General features: G+C 72.2%; 20 protein-coding genes. 14 read left to right on the top strand and 6 right to left on the bottom strand.

Translation table 11 applies throughout. The annotated features are described in order from the left end of the window. The first annotated feature begins 6 nt into the window (after positions 1 to 6). Complete coding sequence (locus JCO01S_RS01120) at positions 7 to 2,148, top strand: DUF5005 domain-containing protein (protein ID WP_068249570.1); 2,142 nt, start codon at positions 7 to 9, stop codon at positions 2,146 to 2,148. Here JCO01S_RS01120 and JCO01S_RS01115 read toward each other — a convergent pair. Next, positions 2,109 to 2,978 (bottom strand): arylamine N-acetyltransferase family protein, encoded by an 870-nt coding sequence (locus tag JCO01S_RS01115; protein WP_068249568.1) that lies wholly within the window; start codon positions 2,976 to 2,978, stop codon positions 2,109 to 2,111. The genes JCO01S_RS01120 and JCO01S_RS01115 overlap by 40 nt on opposite strands. Before the next feature lie 56 nt (positions 2,979 to 3,034). Here JCO01S_RS01115 and JCO01S_RS01110 point away from each other — a divergent pair, with 56 nt between their 5' ends. Beyond that, positions 3,035 to 3,553 carry a 2'-5' RNA ligase family protein gene (locus JCO01S_RS01110; protein WP_068249566.1) on the top strand — a complete coding sequence of 173 codons (519 nt, stop codon included), beginning with the start codon at positions 3,035 to 3,037 and terminating at the stop codon, positions 3,551 to 3,553. A 7-nt stretch (positions 3,554 to 3,560) separates the two neighbouring features. Here the strand turns inward: JCO01S_RS01110 and JCO01S_RS01105 are convergent, their stop codons facing one another. After that, complete coding sequence (locus JCO01S_RS01105) at positions 3,561 to 4,295, bottom strand: hypothetical protein (RefSeq protein WP_157074425.1); 735 nt, start codon at positions 4,293 to 4,295, stop codon at positions 3,561 to 3,563. Between the two features lie 64 nt (positions 4,296 to 4,359). On the opposite strand from JCO01S_RS01105, the gene JCO01S_RS01100 reads away from it, so the two are divergent. The 4 genes from JCO01S_RS01100 (at position 4,360) to JCO01S_RS01090 (ending at position 8,625) form a co-directional block, all read left to right on the top strand. After that, on the top strand, positions 4,360 to 4,968 hold the full coding sequence (locus JCO01S_RS01100; protein ID WP_068249562.1) for a class I SAM-dependent methyltransferase: 609 nt from the start codon (positions 4,360 to 4,362) through the stop codon (positions 4,966 to 4,968). A gap of 216 nt (positions 4,969 to 5,184) precedes the next feature. Next, positions 5,185 to 6,885 carry a sodium:solute symporter family transporter gene (locus JCO01S_RS01095; protein ID WP_068249560.1) on the top strand — a complete coding sequence of 567 codons (1,701 nt, stop codon included), beginning with the start codon at positions 5,185 to 5,187 and terminating at the stop codon, positions 6,883 to 6,885. A gap of 15 nt (positions 6,886 to 6,900) precedes the next feature. Further along, positions 6,901 to 7,032, top strand: a complete 132-nt coding sequence (locus tag JCO01S_RS16055; RefSeq protein WP_218002198.1) for a putative transporter small subunit — start codon at positions 6,901 to 6,903, stop codon at positions 7,030 to 7,032. A gap of 57 nt (positions 7,033 to 7,089) precedes the next feature. Further along, positions 7,090 to 8,625: an FMN-binding glutamate synthase family protein gene (locus tag JCO01S_RS01090; RefSeq protein WP_068249558.1), complete on the top strand. Its 1,536-nt coding sequence runs from the start codon at positions 7,090 to 7,092 to the stop codon at positions 8,623 to 8,625. A gap of 6 nt (positions 8,626 to 8,631) precedes the next feature. On the opposite strand, the gene JCO01S_RS01085 is transcribed toward JCO01S_RS01090, so the two are convergent. Both JCO01S_RS01085 and JCO01S_RS01080 read right to left on the bottom strand, forming a co-directional pair. Beyond that, positions 8,632 to 9,534 carry an SDR family oxidoreductase gene (locus JCO01S_RS01085; RefSeq protein WP_068249555.1) on the bottom strand — a complete coding sequence of 301 codons (903 nt, stop codon included), beginning with the start codon at positions 9,532 to 9,534 and terminating at the stop codon, positions 8,632 to 8,634. 98 nt (positions 9,535 to 9,632) lie between these two features. Further along, positions 9,633 to 10,877, bottom strand: a complete 1,245-nt coding sequence (locus JCO01S_RS01080) for an MFS transporter (RefSeq protein ID WP_068249632.1) — start codon at positions 10,875 to 10,877, stop codon at positions 9,633 to 9,635. A 92-nt stretch (positions 10,878 to 10,969) separates the two neighbouring features. Between JCO01S_RS01080 and JCO01S_RS01075 the strand changes: the two genes are divergently transcribed. From JCO01S_RS01075 to JCO01S_RS01055, 5 genes are read left to right on the top strand one after another with little or no spacing between them, the layout of a single operon-like run. Beyond that, positions 10,970 to 12,469, top strand: a complete 1,500-nt coding sequence (locus JCO01S_RS01075; RefSeq protein ID WP_068249553.1) for a pyridoxal phosphate-dependent decarboxylase family protein — start codon at positions 10,970 to 10,972, stop codon at positions 12,467 to 12,469. Continuing rightward, positions 12,466 to 13,872, top strand: coding sequence for a lysine N(6)-hydroxylase/L-ornithine N(5)-oxygenase family protein (locus JCO01S_RS01070; protein ID WP_068249551.1), 1,407 nt, complete (start codon positions 12,466 to 12,468; stop codon positions 13,870 to 13,872). The genes JCO01S_RS01075 and JCO01S_RS01070 overlap by 4 nt, the downstream gene beginning before the upstream one ends. Then, positions 13,869 to 16,202, top strand: coding sequence for a GNAT family N-acetyltransferase (locus JCO01S_RS01065; RefSeq protein ID WP_068249549.1), 2,334 nt, complete (start codon positions 13,869 to 13,871; stop codon positions 16,200 to 16,202). Before JCO01S_RS01070 ends, JCO01S_RS01065 begins: the two co-directional genes overlap by 4 nt. Next, positions 16,199 to 18,028 (top strand): penicillin acylase family protein, encoded by a 1,830-nt coding sequence (locus JCO01S_RS01060; protein ID WP_157074424.1) that lies wholly within the window; start codon positions 16,199 to 16,201, stop codon positions 18,026 to 18,028. The genes JCO01S_RS01065 and JCO01S_RS01060 overlap by 4 nt, the downstream gene beginning before the upstream one ends. Then, entirely contained in the window at positions 18,025 to 18,549 is a 525-nt protein-coding gene (locus tag JCO01S_RS01055; protein ID WP_068249545.1) for a GNAT family N-acetyltransferase, read from the top strand. The genes JCO01S_RS01060 and JCO01S_RS01055 overlap by 4 nt, the downstream gene beginning before the upstream one ends. A gap of 28 nt (positions 18,550 to 18,577) precedes the next feature. Here the strand turns inward: JCO01S_RS01055 and JCO01S_RS01050 are convergent, their stop codons facing one another. Continuing rightward, positions 18,578 to 18,892: a hypothetical protein gene (locus tag JCO01S_RS01050; protein ID WP_174521055.1), complete on the bottom strand. Its 315-nt coding sequence runs from the start codon at positions 18,890 to 18,892 to the stop codon at positions 18,578 to 18,580. 139 nt (positions 18,893 to 19,031) lie between these two features. Here JCO01S_RS01050 and JCO01S_RS01045 point away from each other — a divergent pair, with 139 nt between their 5' ends. The 3 genes from JCO01S_RS01045 to JCO01S_RS01035 are packed head-to-tail and all read left to right on the top strand — an operon-like array spanning position 19,032 to position 21,431. After that, positions 19,032 to 20,210 (top strand): thiolase family protein, encoded by a 1,179-nt coding sequence (locus JCO01S_RS01045; protein ID WP_068249628.1) that lies wholly within the window; start codon positions 19,032 to 19,034, stop codon positions 20,208 to 20,210. Beyond that, entirely contained in the window at positions 20,210 to 20,962 is a 753-nt protein-coding gene (locus JCO01S_RS01040) for an enoyl-CoA hydratase/isomerase family protein (RefSeq protein ID WP_068249543.1), read from the top strand. Before JCO01S_RS01045 ends, JCO01S_RS01040 begins: the two co-directional genes overlap by 1 nt. A gap of 1 nt (position 20,963) precedes the next feature. Continuing rightward, a complete protein-coding gene (locus JCO01S_RS01035) occupies positions 20,964 to 21,431 on the top strand; it encodes an aminoacyl-tRNA deacylase (RefSeq protein WP_068249541.1) in 468 nt (155 codons plus the stop codon). A 3-nt stretch (positions 21,432 to 21,434) separates the two neighbouring features. On the opposite strand, the gene aroQ is transcribed toward JCO01S_RS01035, so the two are convergent. Then, positions 21,435 to 21,881, bottom strand: coding sequence for a type II 3-dehydroquinate dehydratase (gene aroQ, locus JCO01S_RS01030; protein ID WP_068249539.1), 447 nt, complete (start codon positions 21,879 to 21,881; stop codon positions 21,435 to 21,437). Positions 21,882 to 21,906: the final 25 nt, after the last annotated feature.

The following is a 21,906-nucleotide window of genomic DNA, read 5'->3' as shown; positions in this document are numbered from 1 at the left end:
GTCGCCGTGCTCCTGGCCGTCGTCGTCATCGGCGAGGTGGCGTGGGCGGCCTTCGTCCTCGCCGGGTCCGAGGACCTGGAGCCGCACGAAGTACCCGCGGTCGTCGCGGCGGACCCGGTCGTCGCCGAGAGCGTGGCCAGGCAGTACAACGGGCTGCCGGGCGCTCCCTTCGACCTGCGTGCCGTGGCTGATGAGGACGCGGCGCACTCGGCGCTGGCCGACGGGTCCGCACGCGCGGCCCTCGTGGTCGCGCTCGACGGGACGAAGGACCGTCTGCTGCTCGCCTCGGGCAACGACGACACCCTCGACGACGCGATCCGCCAGCGGGTCGAACACGCCGAGCAACGTATCGGCCGAGGAGTCACCGTCGACGTCGTCGGGCCTACCGACGCGGACGAGCGAAGGGAGGCAGCCCGACTCGCCGTCGCCCTGGCCATGGTTGTCGGCTTCCTCATCGCCGTCGGCACGAGCCTGCGCGCCGGACCGGTGGCGCCCGGCCTGCGGCAGGGGTTGCGGCGCATGCTCGCCATCGGGGCACTGTCGCTGCTCTGCGGCGGCGTCATCGGGGCCCTCGCCCTCCACGGAGACGCCTGGGCCGTGGTGCTCGTGCCGGCCACCGTCGCCGGCACCAGTGCGGTCACGACCCTCGCCCTCGAGGCGCTCTTCGGGTGGGCGGGTACAGGTCTGGCCGTCGTCGCCTTCTTCGCCACCGGTGCACCGGTGCTCGCCCGGGTCGACCCCCATCTCGTCGGCGAGCCCTGGGCCGGCATCGCCTCCCTCGGACTGCCCGGCGCCGGGCTCGAGGTGGCGACCGAGCTGAGCCTGCGCGGCGGTCTGCCGACGAGCCCGGTCGCCGTGATCCTCGTGTGGCTGGCAACCGCGCCGCTCGTCATCGTCCTGGCCCGGGTCGTTCGCCGGCACCGCGAGGTGCCCGCCCCGGACCACGACCACGGAGGGCACCACATCGGCGGGGTGCGCGGGTGGCGGATTCGTGTCCTCGGGGTCGTCGCCCCCCTCACCGCGGCGATGCTCGTGCTCACCGTCGTCGTACCGCACGCCGAGGTCGCCGCAGCACCACGACGGGCCTCGCTGGCCGCAACCGCCGACTGCGTGCGCTCCGGGAGCGTGACCTCCGTCGCCGACCTCAACCGGATCGCCGAGATGCGCGGAACCGACGAGTTCCGCGGCGGCGACGTCGGAGCCGATGCCCTGCTGCAGGACGGCCGCCGGGCTTGGCTCTTCGGTGACACCCTGCGTGAGGGGGTGGCCGGATCCAGGTACGTACGCAACTCGATGCTCCTGACGGACAAGGAGTGCATCCGTGCCGTCGTGCTCGAGAGCGATGGGGCGCTCATACCGGACCGTCCGGGAGGCGGCGAGAACCCGGTCGGGTACTGGCCGATGTCGACGGTCGTCGACCGGCGCGCCGGCTACGACCTCCTGTACGTCACCACCCAGCGGGTGCGCACGACCGGCTCGGACGCCTTCGGTTTCACGAACCTCGGGCTGTCCATCGCCGTCTTCGTCGTCCCGGTCGGTGGGACTCCGCAGCTGCTCGAGCGACGCGACATCGGACCCGACCGTTCCGATCGCAAGCACCCGACGTGGGGTGCAGCGACGACCCTCACCGGCCGTGGCGACCACCGATGGCTCTACGTCTTCGGAACGGCCAACCCCGGCACCGACGAGGCGTGGGGCTACTCCCTTCGCGTGGCCCGTGTGCGACCCGATGACTTCCTGGACCCGTCCCGATGGCGCTACTGGGACGGCTCGACGTGGTCCGGCAGGGAAGACGACGCGACCGAGATGATCCCGGCCCGCGACGGAGTCTCGCAGACGCTGAGCGTCTTCACGCAGAACGGCAGGTGGTATGCGCTGAGCAAGCGAAACGACCTGCTCGGCAACGACATCACGGTCTGGAGCTCCGACGCCCCGACCGGCCCCTGGTCCTCGGGCACCTCGGTCAAGAAGGTTCCGAAGGGCGGTACCGGTCAGGTGCGCTACATGCCGCTGGCCCACCCGACGCTCTTCCCGAAGGAGGGAAGTGTCGTGACCTCGTACAGCAACAACGACACCGACAGCGAGCGAGTCGCCGCCGACCCGCTGCGCTACCGGCCCCACTTCGTACGCGTGCCGCTCCCGCAGTGAGTGCCCGCTGCCATGTCGAGCGCGACAGGCAGGCGCTCGATCTCCTCGTCGGAGAGGTTCCCCAGCTCCTGCAGCAGGGCCACCCCTTCGTCCCACCCCACCCCACGCCGCTGCGTGGGCGCATCCGGACGCCGGGTCGTCACCGCGAAGCCATCACCCTCGCGCGCGACCCCGACGTGCTCCCCCGGCAGCAGGCACCCGAAGGACAGCCCCGTCGTGAAGTGCGAGTCCGGGTGGGTACTCGTCCAGTGGTGCCCCATCGCCACGTCCACCGGTCGCACCGGCAGCTCGTCGAAGAGGTGCATGGTCTGCCAGCCCTCGTCGGTGGCACGCTCGATCGCCCAGGACGGCTCCCGGGTCGCTCCGGGGAGCACGCGGTAGCGCCAGCCGTCCGCTTCCACCTCGCCCCCCTCGACGAGCGGGAGGGAGGCGCTCGGCGGCCACCCGATCCCGACGTCGACGACCCGTTCCGCGCCCTCGACCCGGACGACGAGCACCATGTGCGTGCGGGCGTGGTCCGCGCCCCCGACACGGCCCAGCCGGCGATCCACGTCGTACCCGAGTCTCTCGAGCACGGCCGCGAAGAGCGTCGCGTGCTCGAAGCAGTACCCACCGCGCCCCCGGCCGACGAACTTCTCCTGCACCTGCGCCAGCGCGACGCCCGGGTGCTGCCCGAGGAGGATGTCGAGGTTGTCGAAGGAGAAGGTCAGCACGTGGGCGCGGGACAGCTCGTCGAGCGCCGGGACCGACGGCGGGCGGGCAGCCACCCCGGTCCGGGAGAGATACCCCTGCAGATCCAGCTCGCCGATGCGCCACGGGTCCTCGGTCATGCCACTCACGCTACGGCCCCTCGCTCGTCGGTGCCCGGGCAGGAGAGGATCCGACCATGCACTCCGTCCTCCAGCTGCCCGTGCCGCCACTGGAGGACTGGGTGCGCGAGCGCACCCACCACTACGACGCGGGCTTCGTCTCGGGCGACCCGCGGTTCGGCCACGCGCACGTCACCGTGCTGGCTCCCTTCGTCCCCGACCCGAGCCCGCAGGACCTGGCGGCCGTGGCCGACATCGTCTCGGCCACACCGCCCTTCGAGGTCCGGCTGGGTGAGGTGGACACCTTCCCCGACGGGACCATCCACCTGCGCGTCGAGCCGGAGGGCGCGGTGCGCGGGCTGACCCGGGCGGTGCTCGCGGCCTTCCCCGGGCTGACTCCCTACGAGGGGATCTACGGCCCCGAGCCGCGACCCCACCTGACCCTCGACGCCGCCTCCGGGGAGGTCTCGGAGCAGAGCACCCGGGCCCTGCTCTCCGACCTCGTGCCGGTGACCTGTGTGCTGGAGCGCCTCCAGCTCGCGTGGTGGGAGTCGGGCAACTGCCACGTCGTCCGTGGCTGGGACCTGGGCGCCTGAGCCCCGCTCAGGCGGCGACCGTCCGGCCCTGCAGGATGCGCCAGGTGAAGACCAGCCCGATCGTGTAGACGGGGCCGACGACGACGGAGGCGAGCCCACAGGTGCACAGCACCACGACGGTCCCGACGACTCCGGTCAGCAGGAGGTAGATCAGCACGTCGCCGACGCGCGTCTTGGCCAGCTCGAAGCTGGAGCGCATCGCGTCGATCGCCTCCTGCCCCTCGAGCACCCCGACCTGGGTGAAGACCAGCAGGAACGCGGCGATGATCCCGGGGATGATGCACAGGACGGTGCCCACCATGACGACGAGCGTCACGAGGATCCCCGCCAGGAGAACCTGCAGCCAGGGGATCCGGGTGAACATCCGCCCGAGGTCGGTGCGACCTGTGTCGACCACGTCGAGGGCACCACGGACCATGGCGACCGACAGCACCCACCCCGCGACGGTCATCACGAGGCCGAACAGCAGCCGCACGAGTCCGGCCACAGCCATCTCGCCGCCCGACGGCACACCCGAGTCGAACGGCCCACCGGGCAGCAGGAGGTTCGTGACCACGGCGTAGATGTAGTAGAGCACCAGGCCGATGCCCGCGAGGATGGCGAAGGGGGCCACGTTCTCCGTGAACTTCTGCCACGCGTACTTGATCGCCTCGATGGCGTCGTAGGGCGCACCCACCGGTGCGGGGCCTCCGGGAGGCGGCGGCATGGCCGGGGGCGGTGGTGCGGGCGGCTGCTGACTCATGGGGTCAGCCAACCCGAGGCGGCCCCGCGGGGCAAGTTCCGAGCCGCGCTCGTATCGTGTCGTCATGGCGCCTGAGCAGAGTGAGTGGATGCGGATCGTCGAGCAGGACCCGAGCCACTCGAGCTGGTACATCGAACGCTTCCGCGAGATGGCGGCGAAGGGAGACGACCTGCACGGCGAGGCCCGGCTGGTCGACGCGATGCTCCCCCGCGGCTCCCGCGTCCTGGACGCCGGGTGCGGCCCCGGCCGGGTCGGGGGACGGTTGCACGAGCTGGGGCACCGGGTCGCCGGAGTCGACGTCGACCCCGAGCTCATCGCGGCCGCCGAGGAGGACCACCCCGGGCCCGACTGGCACGTCCAGGATCTCGCCGAGCTCGACCTGCGCGAGGACTCCGGGCAGCGGCGCCGCTTCGACCTGATCGTCTGCGCCGGCAATGTCATGACCTTCCTCGCGCCGAGCACGCGCGGGGACGTCCTCGCCGGCTTCGCCGAGCACCTGGCCGAGGGCGGCCGGGCAGTCATCGGCTTCGGCTCCGGGCGCGGCTACGACTTCGCCGACTTCTTCACCGACGCCGCCCGGGCCGGCCTGCGCGAGCAAGTCCGCCTCGGCGGCTGGGCGCTCGAGCCCTGCAGCGACGACGGAGGATTCCTCGTCGCCGTCCTCGGCCGCTGAGCCGACTCCCCCTTCGCCCGTCGGGGGCCGCGCCATACACCAGTGAAGTGCGCCACACCCACCCGGGGTGCATGGGCATGCACACTTCGTTGATCTCATCGGGCAAAGTGCCCATTTGAGGGCAATTGATGCCGAATGGCACGACTGGCCATGCAGTGTGGGCCGGGGTTATGTTCCGCTCGCCGCACCCCGACAACCACACAGCGAAAGGAAGGCATGCCCAGCGAGCCGCCCTTGGGAATCGTCACCGTCGTCCTCCTCCTGCTCCTCTTCTACGGACTGACCATGTACATGTCCGTGAAGATCTCCCGGGGCGAGGACGAGAACGCCGATGACTACATGACCGCCGGCCACGGCATCGGTTTCGGCATCTCCGCCGCCTCGATGACCGCGACCTGGGTCTGGGCGTCGTCGCTCTACGCCTCGGCGACCTCCGGGTACCTCTACGGGATCTCCGGCCCGATCCACTACGGCCTGTGGGGCGCGCTGATGATCCTCTTCATCTACCCCTTCGGCAAGCGGATCCGCGCCGTCGCGCCACGGGCCCACACGCTGGCCCAGGTCATGGCCGTGCGCCACGGACGCTCCAGCCAGCTGATGCTCGCCGGCTCCAACGTCCTCGGCAGCGTCATCTCGCTGATGTCGAACTTCATCGCCGGGGGCGCGCTCATCGCGATGCTCTCGCCGCTCTCCTTCATCCAGGGCGTCCTCGCGATCGCCGGCGGCGTCCTGCTCTACACGATCTGGTCCGGCTTCCGCGCCTCGGTCCTCACCGACTTCGCCCAGGTCGTCGCCATGCTCGGCGCGGTCGTCGTGCTCGTGCCCGCCTTCTTCTTCATCCTCGGCGGGACCGACCTGCTGCGCGAGGGCGCGACCAACCTGACCCCGCAGCAGGCCAACTTCTTCTCCTCCGAGGCCTTCCTCTCCCAGGGCGCCCCGTACATCGCCGCGGTCCTGGCCTACGCGATCGGCAACCAGACCATCGCCCAGCGGCTCTTCGCCGTGCGCGAGGACCTGATCAAGCCGACCTTCGTCACCGCGACGCTCGGGTACGGCGCGACCGTCATCGGCATCGGCATGCTCGGCGTCCTCGCCCTCTACGCGGGGATCGAGCCCGCGGGCGGCAACCCGAACAACCTGCTCCCGCAGCTGGCCTCGAACCACCTGGCGACACCGCTCATCGTCCTCTTCTTCGTGCTGATCATCGGCTCGCTGTCCTCGACGGCCGACTCCGACCTCGCGGCACTCTCCTCGATCGTCATGACCGACATCTACGGCGTCAGCGCCCGCCGCAGCGGCCACGCCGTCAACCCGCGCACGATGCTGCTCATCGGACGGATGACGATGGTCCTGGCCACGGCGGCGGCGGTCGCCTTCGCGGCACTGCAGCTGAACATCCTCGACCTGCTCGTCTTCGTCGGCGCGCTGTGGGGCTGCCTGGTCTTCCCGGTCATCGCCTCCTTCTACTGGTCGAAGGTGACCAACTCCGCCTTCACCGTCTCGGTGCTCGTCGCGCTGGCGCTCTTCCTCCCGGTCCGCTTCAGCTGGATCCCCCGCACGACGGGGACCGACCTGGTGGTCGAGGTGATCGGCATCGTCGGCATCGGCGTCGTCATCGGCCTGATGCTCTTCGGCTTCTTCGGCCCCCGGGTCGGCATCGTCGGCGGCGCGGTCGGGGCGGCCGTGCTCGCCCCCTTCGCCCTCGGCGTCATCGCGGACTACCCGGCCCTGTCCGGCTCCCTCGTGGCCTATGCCGTCTCCACCCTGGTGTGCGCCGGGATGACCCTGGCCTCCGGGGCCGAGCCGTACGACTTCGCCGACATCGCCCGGCTCACCGACGACTTCGACCCGGAGGACGACCCCGGCTCCCCCGCCGGACTCGTCGACGACAGCGACGACGAGCACGCCACCGTCTGAGGAAAGGAACCGAACATGTCCGTCACCGCACTGACCGTCTACGTCCTGATGTGGCCCGTCATCGTCGCCATCGTGCTCGCCGTGATCTGCACCGGCTTCGTCAAAGAGATGCGGGCCGTCCGGAAGAAGGGGCGCGATCTGGTCTGAGTACCGTCGTGGCGTGGTATCCCGGACTGGGAGACCACGGCTCGGAGGGAGCAGACCATGGCGCGAGGTATCGGCAAGGGACTGATCGGCACGGGTGCGGCGGTGGCCGCGGTCGGCGCCCACGACCTGCTGCAGAGGAAGCACTCGGTGCTGCGCAACTACCCGGTCATCGGGCACATGCGCTACCTGCTGGAGGGGCTGCGCCCCGAGCTGCAGCAGTACTTCATCGAGCGCAACTGGGACGGCCGCCCGTACAACCGTGACGTGCGCTCGGTCATCTACGAGCGGGCGAAGGGGATCCACGGCGAGCTCTCCTTCGGCACCGAGCGCGACGTGCACCGGGCCGGCTACGAGCACCTCGTGCACTCCACCACCCCGCTGGACCCGCCCGACGAGCCGCCTCGGGTGCGAGTCGGCGGGCCGGACTGCAGCCGGCCCTACGACATGTCCCTGCTCAACGTCTCGGCGATGAGCTTCGGGGCCCTGTCCGCCAACGCGATCCTCGCCCTCAACGAGGGCGCCCGGCGAGGCGGCTTCGCCCACGACACCGGCGAAGGAGGCCTCTCGGACCACCACCTGGAGCGGGGCGGCGACCTGGTCTGGGAGATCGGGTCGGGATACTTCGGCGCCCGCACCACTGACGGCGAGTTCGACCCGGACCAGTTCCGGGAGCAATCGGCCCACGAGCAGGTCAAGTGCGTCTCGCTCAAGCTCTCGCAGGGTGCCAAGCCCGGCATCGGGGGCGTGCTGCCCGCGGCGAAGGTCTCACCCGAGATCGCCCGGGTGCGCGGGGTGCCCGAGGGGCAGAAGTGCGTCAGCCCGGCCAGGCACACGGCCTTCTCCACCCCGGTGGAGCTCATCGAGTTCATCGCCCGCATGCGGGAGCTCTCCGGCGGCAAGCCGACCGGCTTCAAGCTGTGCGTCGGCTCCCGCAGGGACGTGCTGGCCATCTGCAAGGCGATCCGCGAGGTCGGCACGGCCCCGGACTTCATCATCGTGGACGGCTCCGAAGGGGGTACCGCCGCCGCCCCGCTGGAGTACGAGGACCACGTCGGGATGCCGCTGACGAACGGGCTGATGCTCGTGCACAACGCCCTCGTGGGCACGGGGATCCGCGACCGGATCAAGGTCGGCGCGAGCGGCAAGGTCGCGACCGGCAACGACATCGTCCGGCGCCTCATCCAGGGCGCCGACTACACCAACGCCGCCCGCGCGATGATGATGGCCGTCGGCTGCATCCAGGCCCAGCGCTGCCACACCGGCACCTGCCCGGTGGGGGTGACGACCCAGGACCCGCGCCGGGCGCGCGCCCTCGACGTCGGGGACAAGAGTGCCCGCGTGCACCGGTACCACGAGGCGACCGTCGACCAGGCCGTGCAGATGATGGCGACCATGGGCGCCCGCCAACCGGAGGATCTGACCCCGGACATGTTGCGGCACAACGTCTCCCACGAAGAGGTGCGCTCCTACGCGGAGCTCTACGAATGGCTCGCGCCCGGTCAGCTCCTCGCCGAGCCGCCGCGGGACTGGGCAGCGGACTGGCAGGCCGCCTCGGCGGACCGCTTCCTCCCCTCGCCCGGCGGGGTGCGCTGAGACGGGTCAGAAGACCGGCTTGCCGCCCGTGACCCCGAGCACGGTGCCCGAGACGTAGCCGGCCTCTGCGGGGGCCGCGAGGTAGACGAAGGCCGGGGCGACCTCGGCCGGCTGCCCCGCCCTGCCGAGGGGGGTGTCGGCGCCGAAGGCCTCGATCTTCTCGACCTTCTGGGTGGCCGGCTGGAGCGGTGTCCAGATCGGACCGGGAGCGACGGCGTTGACGCGGATGCCCTGCGGCCCGAGCTCTGCGGCGAGGTTGACCGTGAAGTTGTTGATGCCCGCCTTGGTCGCCGCGTAGTCCAGCAGCGAGGTCGAGGGCTCGTAGGCCTGGATCGAGCTGACGTTGATGATGCTGCCGCCCTCCCCGAGGTGGGGCACCGCCGCCTGGGTCAGCCAGAGCAGCGCGTGGAGGTTGGTGCGCAGGATGCGCTCGATCCGCTCCGGCCCCATCTCGGCCAGCCCTGCGTCCCTGGCGTACTGGACGCCGGCGTTGTTTACGAGCACGTCGAGACCGCCGAGGTCGGCGACGACCTGCCCGACGAGCTCGGTGCACGTCGCGTGCTCGGTCAGGTCACCGGGGCACAGCAACGCCGTCCGGCCGGCCTCACGCACCCAGCGGGCGGTCTCCTCGGCGTCCTGCTGCTCCTCGGGGAGGTAGGACAGCGCGACGTCCGCTCCCTCGCGGGCGAAGGCGATGGCCACCGCGCGTCCGATGCCGGAGTCACCGCCGGTGATCAGGGCCCGCAGCCCCTGCAGGCGGCCGCTGCCGCGGTAGCTCTCCTCGCCGTGGTCGGGCACGGGGTCCATCTCGGCGGTGGCCCCCGGCAGCTCCTGCTGCTGGGCCGGGAAGCCACCCTGCTCGGTCGTGGGCATCCGGGCTGCCCGGCTGCTGGCGGTGCTCTCAGTCATGGGGACCTCCGTGGTGATTTCCTCAGGGACGTGCACCCCGGTCACCTACCCGGGTCGGGTGGGTCCGACACCCGACCGCCCGGAGTCCTCCGGCGACGTCAGCGGCCTCCGGCGGGCGCGTGCCGCCGCTGGTGCCGGGCACCGAGAACGGTCCCGAGGAGGACGAGGGCCACGGACGCGCCGAGGACGCCGACGTAGCCGATGTACTCGGCGGCCGCGAGCGCCACGCCGGCCGCCACGAAGGAGACCGCGAGCGCGATGCAGCTGAGCATCGTGAAGTCGGTGCCCGCGGAGTCCGCCCGCGCGTAGTCCATGTTGATCGTGTAGACGACGACGTTGGCCATCGCGTAGGCCGCCATGAAGACGCAGAGGGCGATCGTCGTCCACCCGGTCGGGGCGGACCCGAGCGCGAGGGGCACGAGGCAGAGGATGGCCAGCGCGAGCACGACGCCGCCGAGGACGAGCACCCGCAGCCGGCCCCAGCGGGAGACGAGGGCACCGGCGCCGAGCGAGGAGAGCACGGCCGGGACGGAGGCGATCGCCCCCGAGACGACCCCGATCCTCGTCAGGGACCACCCGGCGTCCACGAGCGCCGGGGAGACGATCGCGTAGCCGACGGCCGCACCGATGTAGTACAGCGGGATGACGACGAGGACCCAGCTGCGGCAGCCCGGCTGGCCGAAGACGGTCAGCAGGTCCCGGTAGCCCGCCCGGCGCACGCGCACCTCGCGGGCCGGCTCGCGGTAGGCGATGACGACGACGAGCGCGACGGCGGTGAGCGCGGCGAGGAGGATCATCGCCGGGACCCAGCCCCACTGGTCGTGGACGATGACCGCGACTCCCCCGCCGACCACGGTGCCGAGGTAGTTGCCGCCGACCTGGATGCCGTTGCCCAGGCCTCGCTCTCCCGAGGTGAGCAGGCGCACCGCGAGGGCGTCCGCGGCGATGTCCTGGGTGGCCGAGAAGAGCACGAAGAGGGTCGCGATGGCGATGACCGGTCCGAGGTGCTCCGAGGGGGGCGCGAAGGGGGTGAGGGCCAGCAGCGCGAGGACGAGGCCGAGCTGCAACGGCACCAGCCAGGAGCGGTAGTGGCCGAAGCGCGTGCTGCCGAAGCGGTCCACGAGCGGGGCCCAGAGGACCTTGATCGGCCAGATGATGCCGATGGTCTGCAGCAGGCCGAGCGTGGCGAGCGAGGTGCCGCCGTCCCGGAGGATGGCGACCAGCCCGATCGTCAGGAACCCCACGCCGAGGTACTGCGTGAAGTACAGCGCCGTGATGAGGCGGAACCGCCCCGATTCCAGCGATTCGGTCGCTGCGGGGGTGTGTGTGCCGGTGGTCGTCATGGTCACGGACGGCTTTCTGTCGAGAACGCGGTCGGATGTACCTTAGACAAGCCTTGCTTAAGTAAGGTAAGCCTAAGTTCAAGGATTCGTCTGTGGACAGTCAACTTCTCACGCACGACAGCGTCGCCGACTACCTCGCCGGCATGACCCGTGTCACCGAGCTCGTGGCCCGGCACCTGGCGGCCGACTCCCCCTCGACCGGCGCCACCGTCGCCGACCTCGCTCCCCGCGTGGCCGCGGTCGACCTGGACCGCCCGGCCGTCGACCTCGACAGCGCCCTGGCGGAGGTCGGCGATCTCTACCTGCGGGACGCGGTCTGGTTCCACCACCCCTCCTACGTGGCCCACCTCAACTGCCCGGTCACGCTGCCGGCCGTCCTCGCCGAGGGGATCCTCGCGGCGGTCAACACCTCGGTCGACACCTGGGACCAGAGCGCCGGCGGCACCCTCATCGAGCAGCGCCTCGTCGACTGGACCGCCGAGCGGATCGGCCTCGGTGGGCAGGCCGACGGCGTCTTCACCAGCGGCGGCACCCAGTCCAACCTCCAGGCGCTCGTCCTCGCCCGCGGCGAGGCGATGGGCGACCTCCGGGGCGAGGCGGCCACCGCCCACCGGGCCCGGCTGCGCGTGCTCACCACCGCCCACGCCCACTTCAGCGTCCTCAAGGCCACCCGGGTCATGGGTCTGGCCGAGGACGCGGTCATCGACGTCCCCACCGATGCCTCCGGCCGGATGCGCCCCGATGCGCTCCGCCGCGAGCTGGACGCCCTGCGCGAGCGTGGCGAGGTCGCCATGGCCGTCTCGGCCACGGCCGGGACCACCGACCTCGGTGCGGTCGACCCCCTTCGTGAGCTCGCAGCGATCTGCGCCGACCACGGCGTCTGGCTGCACGTCGACGCCGCCTACGGTGGCGGGCTGCTCGCCTCCCGTCGGCGCCGGCACCTCCTCGAGGGCATCGAGCGGGCCGACTCGGTGACCGTCGACTTCCACAAGACGTGGTTCCAGCCGGTCAGCTCGAGCGCGGTCATCGTCGCCGACGGCCGGACGCTGCGCCACGTCACCCACCACGCGGACTACCTCAACCCGCGCACCTCGGTCGCGCCCAACCTCGTCGACAAGTCGATGCAGACGACCCGGCGCTTCGACGCGCTCAAGCTGTGGCTCACCCTGCGGGTCGTCGGCGCCGACGCCGTCGGCGAGATGTTCGACGAGGTCATCGACCGGGCACGGGAGGTCTACGACGTGCTCGTCGAGGACGAGCGCTTCGAGGTGGCCGCCGAGCCCGTGCTGAGCACGGTGCTCATGCGGTACCGCCCGGAGGGGCTCAGCGCCGAGGACGCGGACCACCTGGCCCCACGGATCCGCCACGAGCTGCTCGGGAGCGGTGACGTCATGGTCGCCGGCACGACCATCGACGGGCGGGCGTGGCTGAAGTTCACCCTGCTCAACCCGCACACGCCGCTGGAGCACCTGCGCGGCATCCTCGAGACGATCGCGCGCACCGGGGAGGACCTGCGGGCGGAGGACGCCGCCGACGAGGAGCTCCTCGGCGGGGACCTGTCCGCGGACGACCTCACGGAGGTGATCCGATGAAGCCCTTCGAGACGCTTGCTGCGCAAGCTCCTCAGGGAGCAAAGACGTATGACGTCGTCGGGATCGGCGTCGGCCCCTTCAACCTCGGCCTCGCGGCCCTCACCCAGGACCTGCCCGACCTCGACGCGGTCTTCCTCGAGGCACGGGAGGGCTTCTCCTGGCACCCGGGGATGATGATCGAGGGCGCGACGATCCAGGTGCCCTTCATGGCCGACCTGGTGACGATGGCCGACCCGACGAGCCGGTTCAGCTTCCTCAACCACCTCAAGCAGGTCGGCCGGCTCTACCCCTTCTACATCCGGGAGGACTTCAACCCCCTTCGCGCGGAGTACGACGCCTACTGCCGGTGGGTCGCCGAGCAGCTGGACACCATCCGGTGGGGCCACGAGGTGACCGCGGTCGAGCGGGACCCGGGCACCGGGACCTACACGGTCACCGCCCGTCGCGGCGACGGGTCGCGCACCACCGTGCACGCCCGCCACGTCGTGGTCGGCATCGGCACCTCTCCCAGCGTGCCGCCCGTCCTCGACGGGCTCGACGGCCCCGTGACGCACAGCGCGGACTACCTCACCCGGCGCGAGCAGCTGCGAAGCCGGCGCAGCATCACCGTCGTCGGCAGCGGCCAGTCCGCCGCCGAGATCTACCTCGACCTGCTCGAGGGCATCCCCGAGCACGACTACCACCTGACCTGGATCACCCGCTCGCCGCGCTTCTTCCCCATGGAGTACACGAAGCTCACCCTCGAGATGACCTCACCGGAGTACGCCCGGTACTTCCGGGCGCTGCCGACCGGTCGGCGCGACCGGCTCGGGCGCGAGCAGCGCAGCCTCCACAAGGGCATCAGCGGCGACCTCGTGGACACGATCTACGACACCCTCTACCGGATCCGTGTCGAGACCGGGCAGCCGGTGCCGACGACGCTGCTCACCGGTGGTGAGCTGCGCGAGGCCGCGTGGGATCCCGAGGCCGGCTACACCCTGCAGGTGCACCACCAGGAGCAGGGGCTCGACTACCGCGTCGAGACCGAGGGGCTGGTCCTGGCGACCGGGTACCGGCCGCGGGTCCCCGGCTTCCTCGAACCGGTGCGCGAGCACATCCACTGGGACGAGCGCGGCCGCTACGACACCGCCGCGGACTACAGCGTCGACCACGACGGGAGGATCTTCGTGCAGAACGCCGAGGAGCACACGCACAGCCTGCTCGCGCCCGACCTGGGCATGGGTGCCTACCGCAACTCGGTGATCATCCGGGCCGTGACGGGCAGGGAGGTCTACCCGGTCGAGGAGCGGATCGCCTTCCAGCAGTTCGGGGTCCACGAGCTCGACTCGCCGGTGGCGACCCGCGACGAAGGGGGACCCGTCCCCCTTCGCGCCGACCGGACCCCCGTGGAGGTGGGCCGATGACCGCCACGCACCTCACTCCCCTCGGCCGGATCACCATCGAGCCGGTGCTCCCCACCGAGCACGCCCGGCTGCTGCACACGTGGGTGACCGACCCGAAGGCCCACTTCTGGGAGATGCAGGGCTTCACCCCCGAGCAGTCTCGCGCCGAGTTCGACCAGATCGACGCCGACCCGCACCACGACGCGTGGCTGGGGCGCCTCGAGGGCGAGCCGCTCTTCCTCGCCGAGACCTACGACCCCGCCCGCAGCCCGCTCGCGGCGCACTACCCGGTGGCCGAGGGCGACCTGGGGATGCACGTCCTCGTGGCGCCGGCGTCGGCGCCGGTGCACGGGCTCACCTCGCAGGTCTTCCGGGCGGTGATGCACTTCTGCTTCCGCGACCCCGCCGTCACGCGGGTCGTCGTCGAGCCGGACGTGCGCAACGCCGCGATCCACGCGAAGAACGCGGCCGCCGGCTTCGTGCCCGACCGGGTCATCGGCCTGGCCGAGAAGGACGCGCTGCTGAGCTTCTGCACCCTCGAGGATTTCCTCGCCAGCTCGCTCGAACGCGGCGGCGAGCGCCACGACCCGGACCTGGCCCACCTCGAGCCCGGGGTCGTTCAGCGAGCGCACCGCCACCTGGCCGCGAAGGCTCTCGGGGAGTTCACCCACGAGCGGCTGCTCGCGCCGGAGCCGACCGGTGACGGGCGCTGGGTGGTGCGTGCCGGGCAGGCCCGTTACACCTTCGCTGCGAGTCGGCACGCGCTCGAGCACTGGCGGGTCGAGCCCGCGAGCATCGAGCGGGTCGTGGACGGCGCACCGGCGGAGGTCGACGCCCTCGCGGTGGTCTCGGAGCTGCACGCCGACCTGGGCATCCCGGACCACCTGCGCTCGACCTACCTCGAGGAGCTGAGCGGCACCCTCGCCCACCTCGCGTGGTGCTGGCACCACGAGCGGCACACGAGCCGCGAGCTGCTCGACGCCGACCTGCAGACGATCGAGGCGGCGATGAGCGAGGGGCACCCGGCATTCGTCGCCGGGAGCGGCCGGATCGGCTACTCGGCGAGCGACCAGGCCGCCTACGCGCCGGAGACCGGCGCCGACGTGCGCCTGCAGTGGGTCGCCGTGCGCCGCGGCGCCGCGCACCTCTCGCTCGCGGAGGGGCTGAGCGAGCAGGAGCACTACGCGGCCGTGCTCGGCGAGGCCGAGCTCACCCGCTTCGCCCGACTCCTCGAGGCGAAGGGGGCCGTGCCGGAGGAGTACCTCTACCTGCCCGTCCACCCGTGGCAGTGGGACCACAAACTGGCGGTGACCTTCGCCGCGGACATCGGCCGGGGCGACGTCGTCCCGCTCGGGCGGGGCTCGACCCGGCACCGCGCCCAGCAGTCGATCCGCACCTTCCTCGACGCCGACCACCCGGAGCGCGGGTACACCAAGACGGCGCTGGCGATCCAGAACATGGGCTTCCTGCGGGGGCTCTCGCCCCGGTACATGCGGGCTACCCCGGCGATCAACGACTGGGTCGCCTCGGTCGTCGGCGCGGACCCGGAGCTGGCGGCGTGCGGGTTCGGGGTGCTGCGGGAAGTCGCCGCCGTCGGCTACACGGGTGATGCCTACCACGCCCTCGGTTCGCCGAACGCGCACACGAAGATGGTCGCCGCCCTGTGGCGGGAGTCGCCGGTGCCGCGGCTCGCGACCGGGCAGCGGGCGGTGACCATGGCCGCGCTGCTGCACCGGGACTCCGCCGGCACGTCGCTGCTCGGGGAGCTCGTCGCCGCATCGCCGCTGGGGCCCAGCGAGTGGGTGCGGGCCTACCTGCGGGCCTACCTGCGCCCGGTCGTGCACTGCCTCGGCGTGCACGACCTGGCCTTCATGCCGCACGGGGAGAACCTCATCCTCGTGCTCTCCGAGCACGTGCCCGTCGGCGCCTTCATGAAGGACGTCGGGGAGGAGGTCGTCGTCATGTCCGAGCGTCCGCTGCCGCCGGAGATCGAACGGATCCGCACGGTCCTGGACCCGCAGGTGCAGTCCCTCTCCATCCTCACCGACGTCGTCGACGGGGTCCTGCGTTACGTCGCGGAGATCCTCGATGACGACGGACTGCTGGCCGGCGAGGACTTCTGGGCGCTCGTCGCCGAGTGCATCGCCGACCACGCCCGGGAGTACCCGGAGGCGGCAAGGCTGGACCTGCTGCGCGAGGACTTCGAGCACTCGTGCCTCAACCGCCTCCAGCTGCGCAACACCCTGCAGATGGTCGACCTCACCGATCCCGCCGGCTCGCTCATCACGGCCGGCCGGCTGGCGAACCCGCTGCACACCGCGCAGGCGAGGGTGGCGGTGGGCTCGCCGTGACCCGGCGCTGGCGAGTGGAGCGGGACGCCCACGGCATCCCGCACTGCTGGGGCGCCACGCTCGAGGACCTCGCCTTCGCCCAGGGCTGGTCGGCGGCGATCGACCGGGCCTGGCAGATCGAGGTGGAGCGGCGGCGCTCGGAGGCGAGCGTCGCCGGCCTCCTCGGGGACGAGGACTGGGACGCCTTCGCCACCGCCGCGGGACTGGCGCAGATCGCCCGGTCGGCGGTGACGGGGCTCGACCCGGACACCGAGGCGTGGCTGCTCGCCTTCGTCGACGGGGTCAACGAAGGCCTCGAGGAGGGTGCCTCCCGGTCACCGGAGCTCACCGCGGCAGGGGTCCAGCCGCAGCGGTGGGAGCCGTGGGACCCGGCCGGGGTCTTCCTCGTGCAACACGTGCTCATGGGCTCCTTCGGCCACCAGCTGTGGCGTCGGCGCGTCCGGGCCACCCTCGGGGAGGACGCGCTGGACCTGCTCTCCCACGAGGGCGTGCCGCTCGGGGGCAGCAACGCCTGGGCGCTCACCGGGTCACGCACCAGCACCGGCGCCCCGATGATCGCCGCCGACCCGCACCGCGTCCTCGAGGCTCCCGGCATCTACCAGCAGGTGCGGCTGGGCACCCCCTCCATCGAGGTCGCCGGGCTCGCCTTCGCCGGGGTCCCCGGGGTCGCCCACTTCGGGCACACGGGCTCGGTCGCCTGGGCGATCACCCACGCCATGGCCGACTACCAGGCGATCGGCGGCACGGGGAGGATGCCCGCACCGATCACCCCGGCCGGCGTCGAGCGCGACATCGGGCTGGCCACCATGCGCCGGCTGCTGCTGGCCCGGACCGTCGACGACGTCGATGCGGCGCTCGAGGACTGGGTGGAGCCCGTCAACGCCGTGCTCATCGCGGGCGCCGACGGCCGGGTGCGCGAACGGGTGGCCGGCCGGATGGTGACGACGGACGGCACCGTGCCGGTCCCACCGGCCCGCCGTGACCTCGCCGAGGGCGAGGTCGTCGTGCACGCCAACGACCGGCGCCCCTCCGTCGCCGCGCTCGGCGAGGAGTTCGCCGCACCCCACCGGGCCCGCCGCATCGCGGCCCGGCTCGCCGAGCGCGAGCGCTGGGACACCGCGGGCCTCGCGAGCGTCCAGACGGACACCCACCTCGGCTCCTGGCCGACCTTCCGGCGCCTCCTCGGCGGTGTCACGGCCACCGGCCCCGCAGCGGACGTCCTCCGCCGGCTGCTCGCGTGGGACGGGCGGATGGACGCCCACTCCGCCGAGGCCGCGGTCTTCGCCACCTGGCGCACCGAGCTCGTGCGCCTCGTCGCCGACCACCCCCGTCTCGCCGCGCTGCACACCCCGACCGGCCTCGCCCCGATGTTCGCGCCGTGGACGGACACCGTGGCCCGCATCGGGGCCGGCATCGAACGGGTCGTCCACGTCGGCCACGACTGGGGACTGCCCCTCGGGGAGCTCGCCGCCGAGGCCCTCGCCCGCGCGGCCGAGGCGCTCGACGGGGCGACGTGGGGCGATCGGCACACCGCCCCCTTCGTCCGGACCGTGCCGGGCCACGCCCCGGCCAGCGGTCCCCTCGGCGGGGACGGGGACTGCGTCCTGGCGACGGCCGCTGCACCGGGCCTGAGCGACCTGTGCTGGCGCGGACCCGCCGCCCGTCTCGTGTGGTCCATCGGCGGCGACAGCTCGTGGATCGTGCCGCTGGGGGCCGACGGCGCCCACGACCGGCCCCACGAGAGGGACCAGCACGACCTGTGGCGCACCGGAAGGCTGCTGCCGGTGCGCGACGACGACACCCCACCCCCCGAGGAGACCCGATGACCGACCTGACCTTCCGCCCCCTTCGTCCCGCCGAGGACGCACCGCTCATCCACGACTGGGTCACCCAACCACGCGGCCACTTCTGGGGCATGGCCGACAAGAGCGTCGAGGAGATCCGCGACATCTACGCCTTCGTCGACTCGCTCGAGGCGCACTGGGCGTGGATGGTCGAACGTCACGGCCAGCCGGTCGCCCTGCTGCAGACGTACGAGCCCGAGCACGACCCGATCGCGAGGGCCTACGCCGTGGCACCCGGCGACCTCGGTGCGCACGTCTTCGTCGCTCCGGGGCAGGACCCGCTGGGGGTCGGCGCCGCGATCTTCGACTGGGTCTTCGCCGACCCGACCGTCCAGCGCCTCGTCGGCGAGCCGGACGCCTCCAACCGGGCCATCCTGCATCGGCTGGAGCAGAGCGGCTTCGAGCTCGGGGACCGCATCAGGGTCGGGGAGAAGGACGCCCGCTTCGTCTACCTGACCCGCGAGCGCTTCACCTCGCTCCTCGCGGCCTCCGGTCGTCGCTGAGGAGTCCCGCCACCACCGGCGAAGGGACTCAGCGCCGGTCGGACAGGGCGTAGGAGGCCGCGGCCGAGACGGCGGCGACGCCGAGCACGGACGGCCAGGCGCCGACCTTCTTCGCGAGCGGGTGGGAGGCACCGAAACCGCCGAGGTAGATCGCCGAGAGCGCCGCGGTGGTGGCGGGGTCGGTCTTCGCCGACCAGCTGCGGCCTGCGAAGAGGCCGGCCGCGCCGAGGACGACGCCGCCGAGCGGACGCAGGCCGGTCTCCCGGGCCACGAGGAAGCCGCCGACGAGCCCGAGGGCGGCGACGGGGGCGGTCTGGACTGTCTCGGCGCTGCGCAGTGACATGAGGCTCACGCTACCGAGGTGGCGGCCGAGCCTCGAAGGGTGGCGGGGGACGGGCATCGCCCTTCGCACCCCAGGGGCCGGACGAACGTGTCATGGGATGCTGCCCCTGTCGTCCCACACCCGAGCACGGAGCATGGACATGAGCACCGAGAAGATCATCGTCGTCGACGGAGCCCGAACGCCCACCGGTAGCTTCGGAGGCATCTTCAAGAACGTCCCGGGCCACGAGCTCGGTGCCACCGCGGGCCGGGAGGCGCTGCGCCGGGCCGAGGTGGCGGGCGAGGACGTCTCCGAGGTCGTCATGGGCTGCATCGGCCAGGTCGGCCCGGATGCCTACAACGCGCGCCGCGTCGCCGTGGCCGCGGGCCTGCCCACGAATGTGCCCGCCTACACGGTCAACCGGCTGTGCGGCTCCGGCCTGCAGGCCATCTGGTCCGCCGCGATGGAGATGCGGTGGAACGAGCTCGACTTCACCCTCGCCGGCGGCGACGAGTCGATGACCCGGATGCCCTTCTACGACTTCGGCGCCAGGAGCGGGTACAAGCTCGGCAACCGGACGCTCGAGGACGGCACGGTCCTGATGCTCACCGACCCCTTCCACGACATCCACATGGGCGTCACCGCGGAGAACGTCGCGACGAAGTACGGTGTGTCCCGGCAGGAGCAGGACGAGTTCGCGCTCGAGTCGCAGCGCCGGGCCGCCTCGCCGGAGGCGCAGGCCGCCTTCGCCGAGGAGATCGTCCCCGTCGAGGTCGGTGGCCGCAAGCCCTTCACCGCCGACGAGGACGAGCACCCCAAGCCCGACACCACCCTGGAGACCCTCGCGGGGCTGCGTCCGGCCTTCAGCAAGGACGGCACGGTCACCGCCGGGAACGCCTCCGGGATCAACGACGGCGCGGGTGTCGTCGTCCTCGGCCGCGAGTCGGCCGTCGCCGAGCGGGGCCTGACCGGACTCGTCAGCCTCGAGGCCGTCGCCACCGCGGCGATGGAGCCGGAGCTCATGGGATACGCCCCGACCCACGCGCTGCGGGCGCTCTTCGAGAAGACCGGGACCACCCCCACGGACATCGGCGTCATCGAGCTCAACGAGGCCTTCGCCTCCCAGGCCGTCGCCGTCATCCGCGACACCGGCCTCGACCCCGCGCGGGTCAACCCCTACGGCGGGGCCATCGCCCTCGGGCACCCCGTCGGGGCGACCGGCGGGATCCTCACCGTCCGCGCCGCCAAGCACATGGTCCGCAACGACCTCGAGCTGGGCATCGTCACCATGTGCATCGGCGGTGGCCAGGCCCTCGCCGCGCTCTTCAGGAGGGTCTGATGGAAGAGCCGGTCAACTACTCGGTGGCCGACGACATCGGGCACATCGAGCTCAACCGTCCCGATGCGGCCAACACCATCGACCTGCCGCTCGCCCGTGCCCTGGGCGAGGCCGCCGAGCGCGCCGCCGGCGACACGAACGTGCGCGCGGTCCTGCTCAGCGGTGCCGGCCCGCGCTTCTGCGGCGGCGGAGACGTCGGCCGTTTCGCCGGGGCGGAGGACCCCAGTGGCTACGTCCACGAGCTGGCGATGACGGCGGACGCAGCGATCGAGATCCTCCAGACCATGGCCAAGCCCGTCGTCGTCGCCGTCAGCGGAGCCGTCGCCGGCGGCGGTCTGGGGATCATGCTCGCCGGCGACGTCGTCGTGGCGGCCGCGGGCACGAAGTTCGTCTTCGCCTACCCGAAGATCGGCCTCACCCCGGACTGCGGAACCTCGGTGGCGCTACCGCTGGCGATGGGCCGCCAGCGAGCGCTCGCCTTCGCCCTGCGGGGCACTCCGCTGTCCGCGGACGAGGCCCGCGAGGAGGGCCTCGTCGCGGAGGTCGCGGCGGACCCGCTCGAGCGGGCGCGGGAGCTCGCCACCATCTGGGCCGCCGGCGCCTCCGAGGCCTATGGCCAGGCCCGCCGACTGCTGCGGGCCGGTGCCGACCGGCCGCGGGAGGAGAGCCGTCGGGACGAGGCCGACACGATCGCGGCGCGATCGACGAGCGCGGAGGCCCGCGACCTCTTCGCGGCCTTCCTGGGGCGCTGACGTGTCCGGCGCGGAGCGGGCCGAGCAGGCCCTCACCGAGAGTGGCATCGACTTCACGATCACCCGGCACGGGCGGGTCGGCTCGCTCGAGGAGGCGGCCGCGGCCCGCGGGGTGGCGCCCGAGGACATCATCAAGACCCTCGTGGTGCGCCGGGGCGAGGGAGACTTCCTCCTCGTCCTCGTGCCCGGCGGTCGGCAGATCTCCTGGCCGAAGCTGCGCGCCCACCTCGGCGTGAACCGGATCTCCATGCCGGACAAGGAGACCGCCCGCGAGGTGACCGGATACGAGCGGGGCACGATCACCCCCTTCGGCTCGTTGACGACGCTGCCGGTCATCGCCGACGCGACGGTGACCGGCCGCACCATCTCCCTCGGGGCCGGTGACCACGGGGTCGCCGCGACGCTCGAGGCCGATGCCGCTCTCGCGGCCCTCGGCGCGCAGGTCGCGGACGTGACCGACCCCGCCTGACCGCTACCTGTCGGAGACGAGCGCGGCCAGGCGCCGGATCGCGAAGTCGTATCCCTGCGTGCCGCAGCCGAGGATGACCGCGGCCGCGATGTCCGAGAGGTAGGAGTGGGCCCGGAAGGGCTCCCGGGCGTGGACGTTCGAGATGTGCACCTCGACGAAGGGGGCCTCCACCGCCGCGAGGGCGTCCCGGATCGCGATCGAGGTGTGGGTGTAGGCACCGGCGTTGACCACCAGGCCCGCGCTGCCACCACGGGCCCGGTGGATCGCGTCGATGATCTCGCCCTCGCCGTTGCCCTGGAAGCACTCCAGCGCCAGGCCCAGCTCCTCCGCGACCGCGACGCACCGGGCCTCGACGTCGGCGAGCGTCTCGGTGCCGTAGATCCCGGGCTCGCGGGTCCCCAGCAAGTTCAGGTTGGGACCGTTGATGACGGTGATGGTCGCTGCGCTCACGGCAGGCTCCCTTCGGGCCGGGCGG

It is taken from the genome of Janibacter corallicola NBRC 107790, assembly GCF_001570965.1.
Taxonomy (GTDB): domain Bacteria; phylum Actinomycetota; class Actinomycetes; order Actinomycetales; family Dermatophilaceae; genus Janibacter; species Janibacter corallicola.
This window is presented reverse-complemented; position numbering and strand designations above follow the sequence as displayed.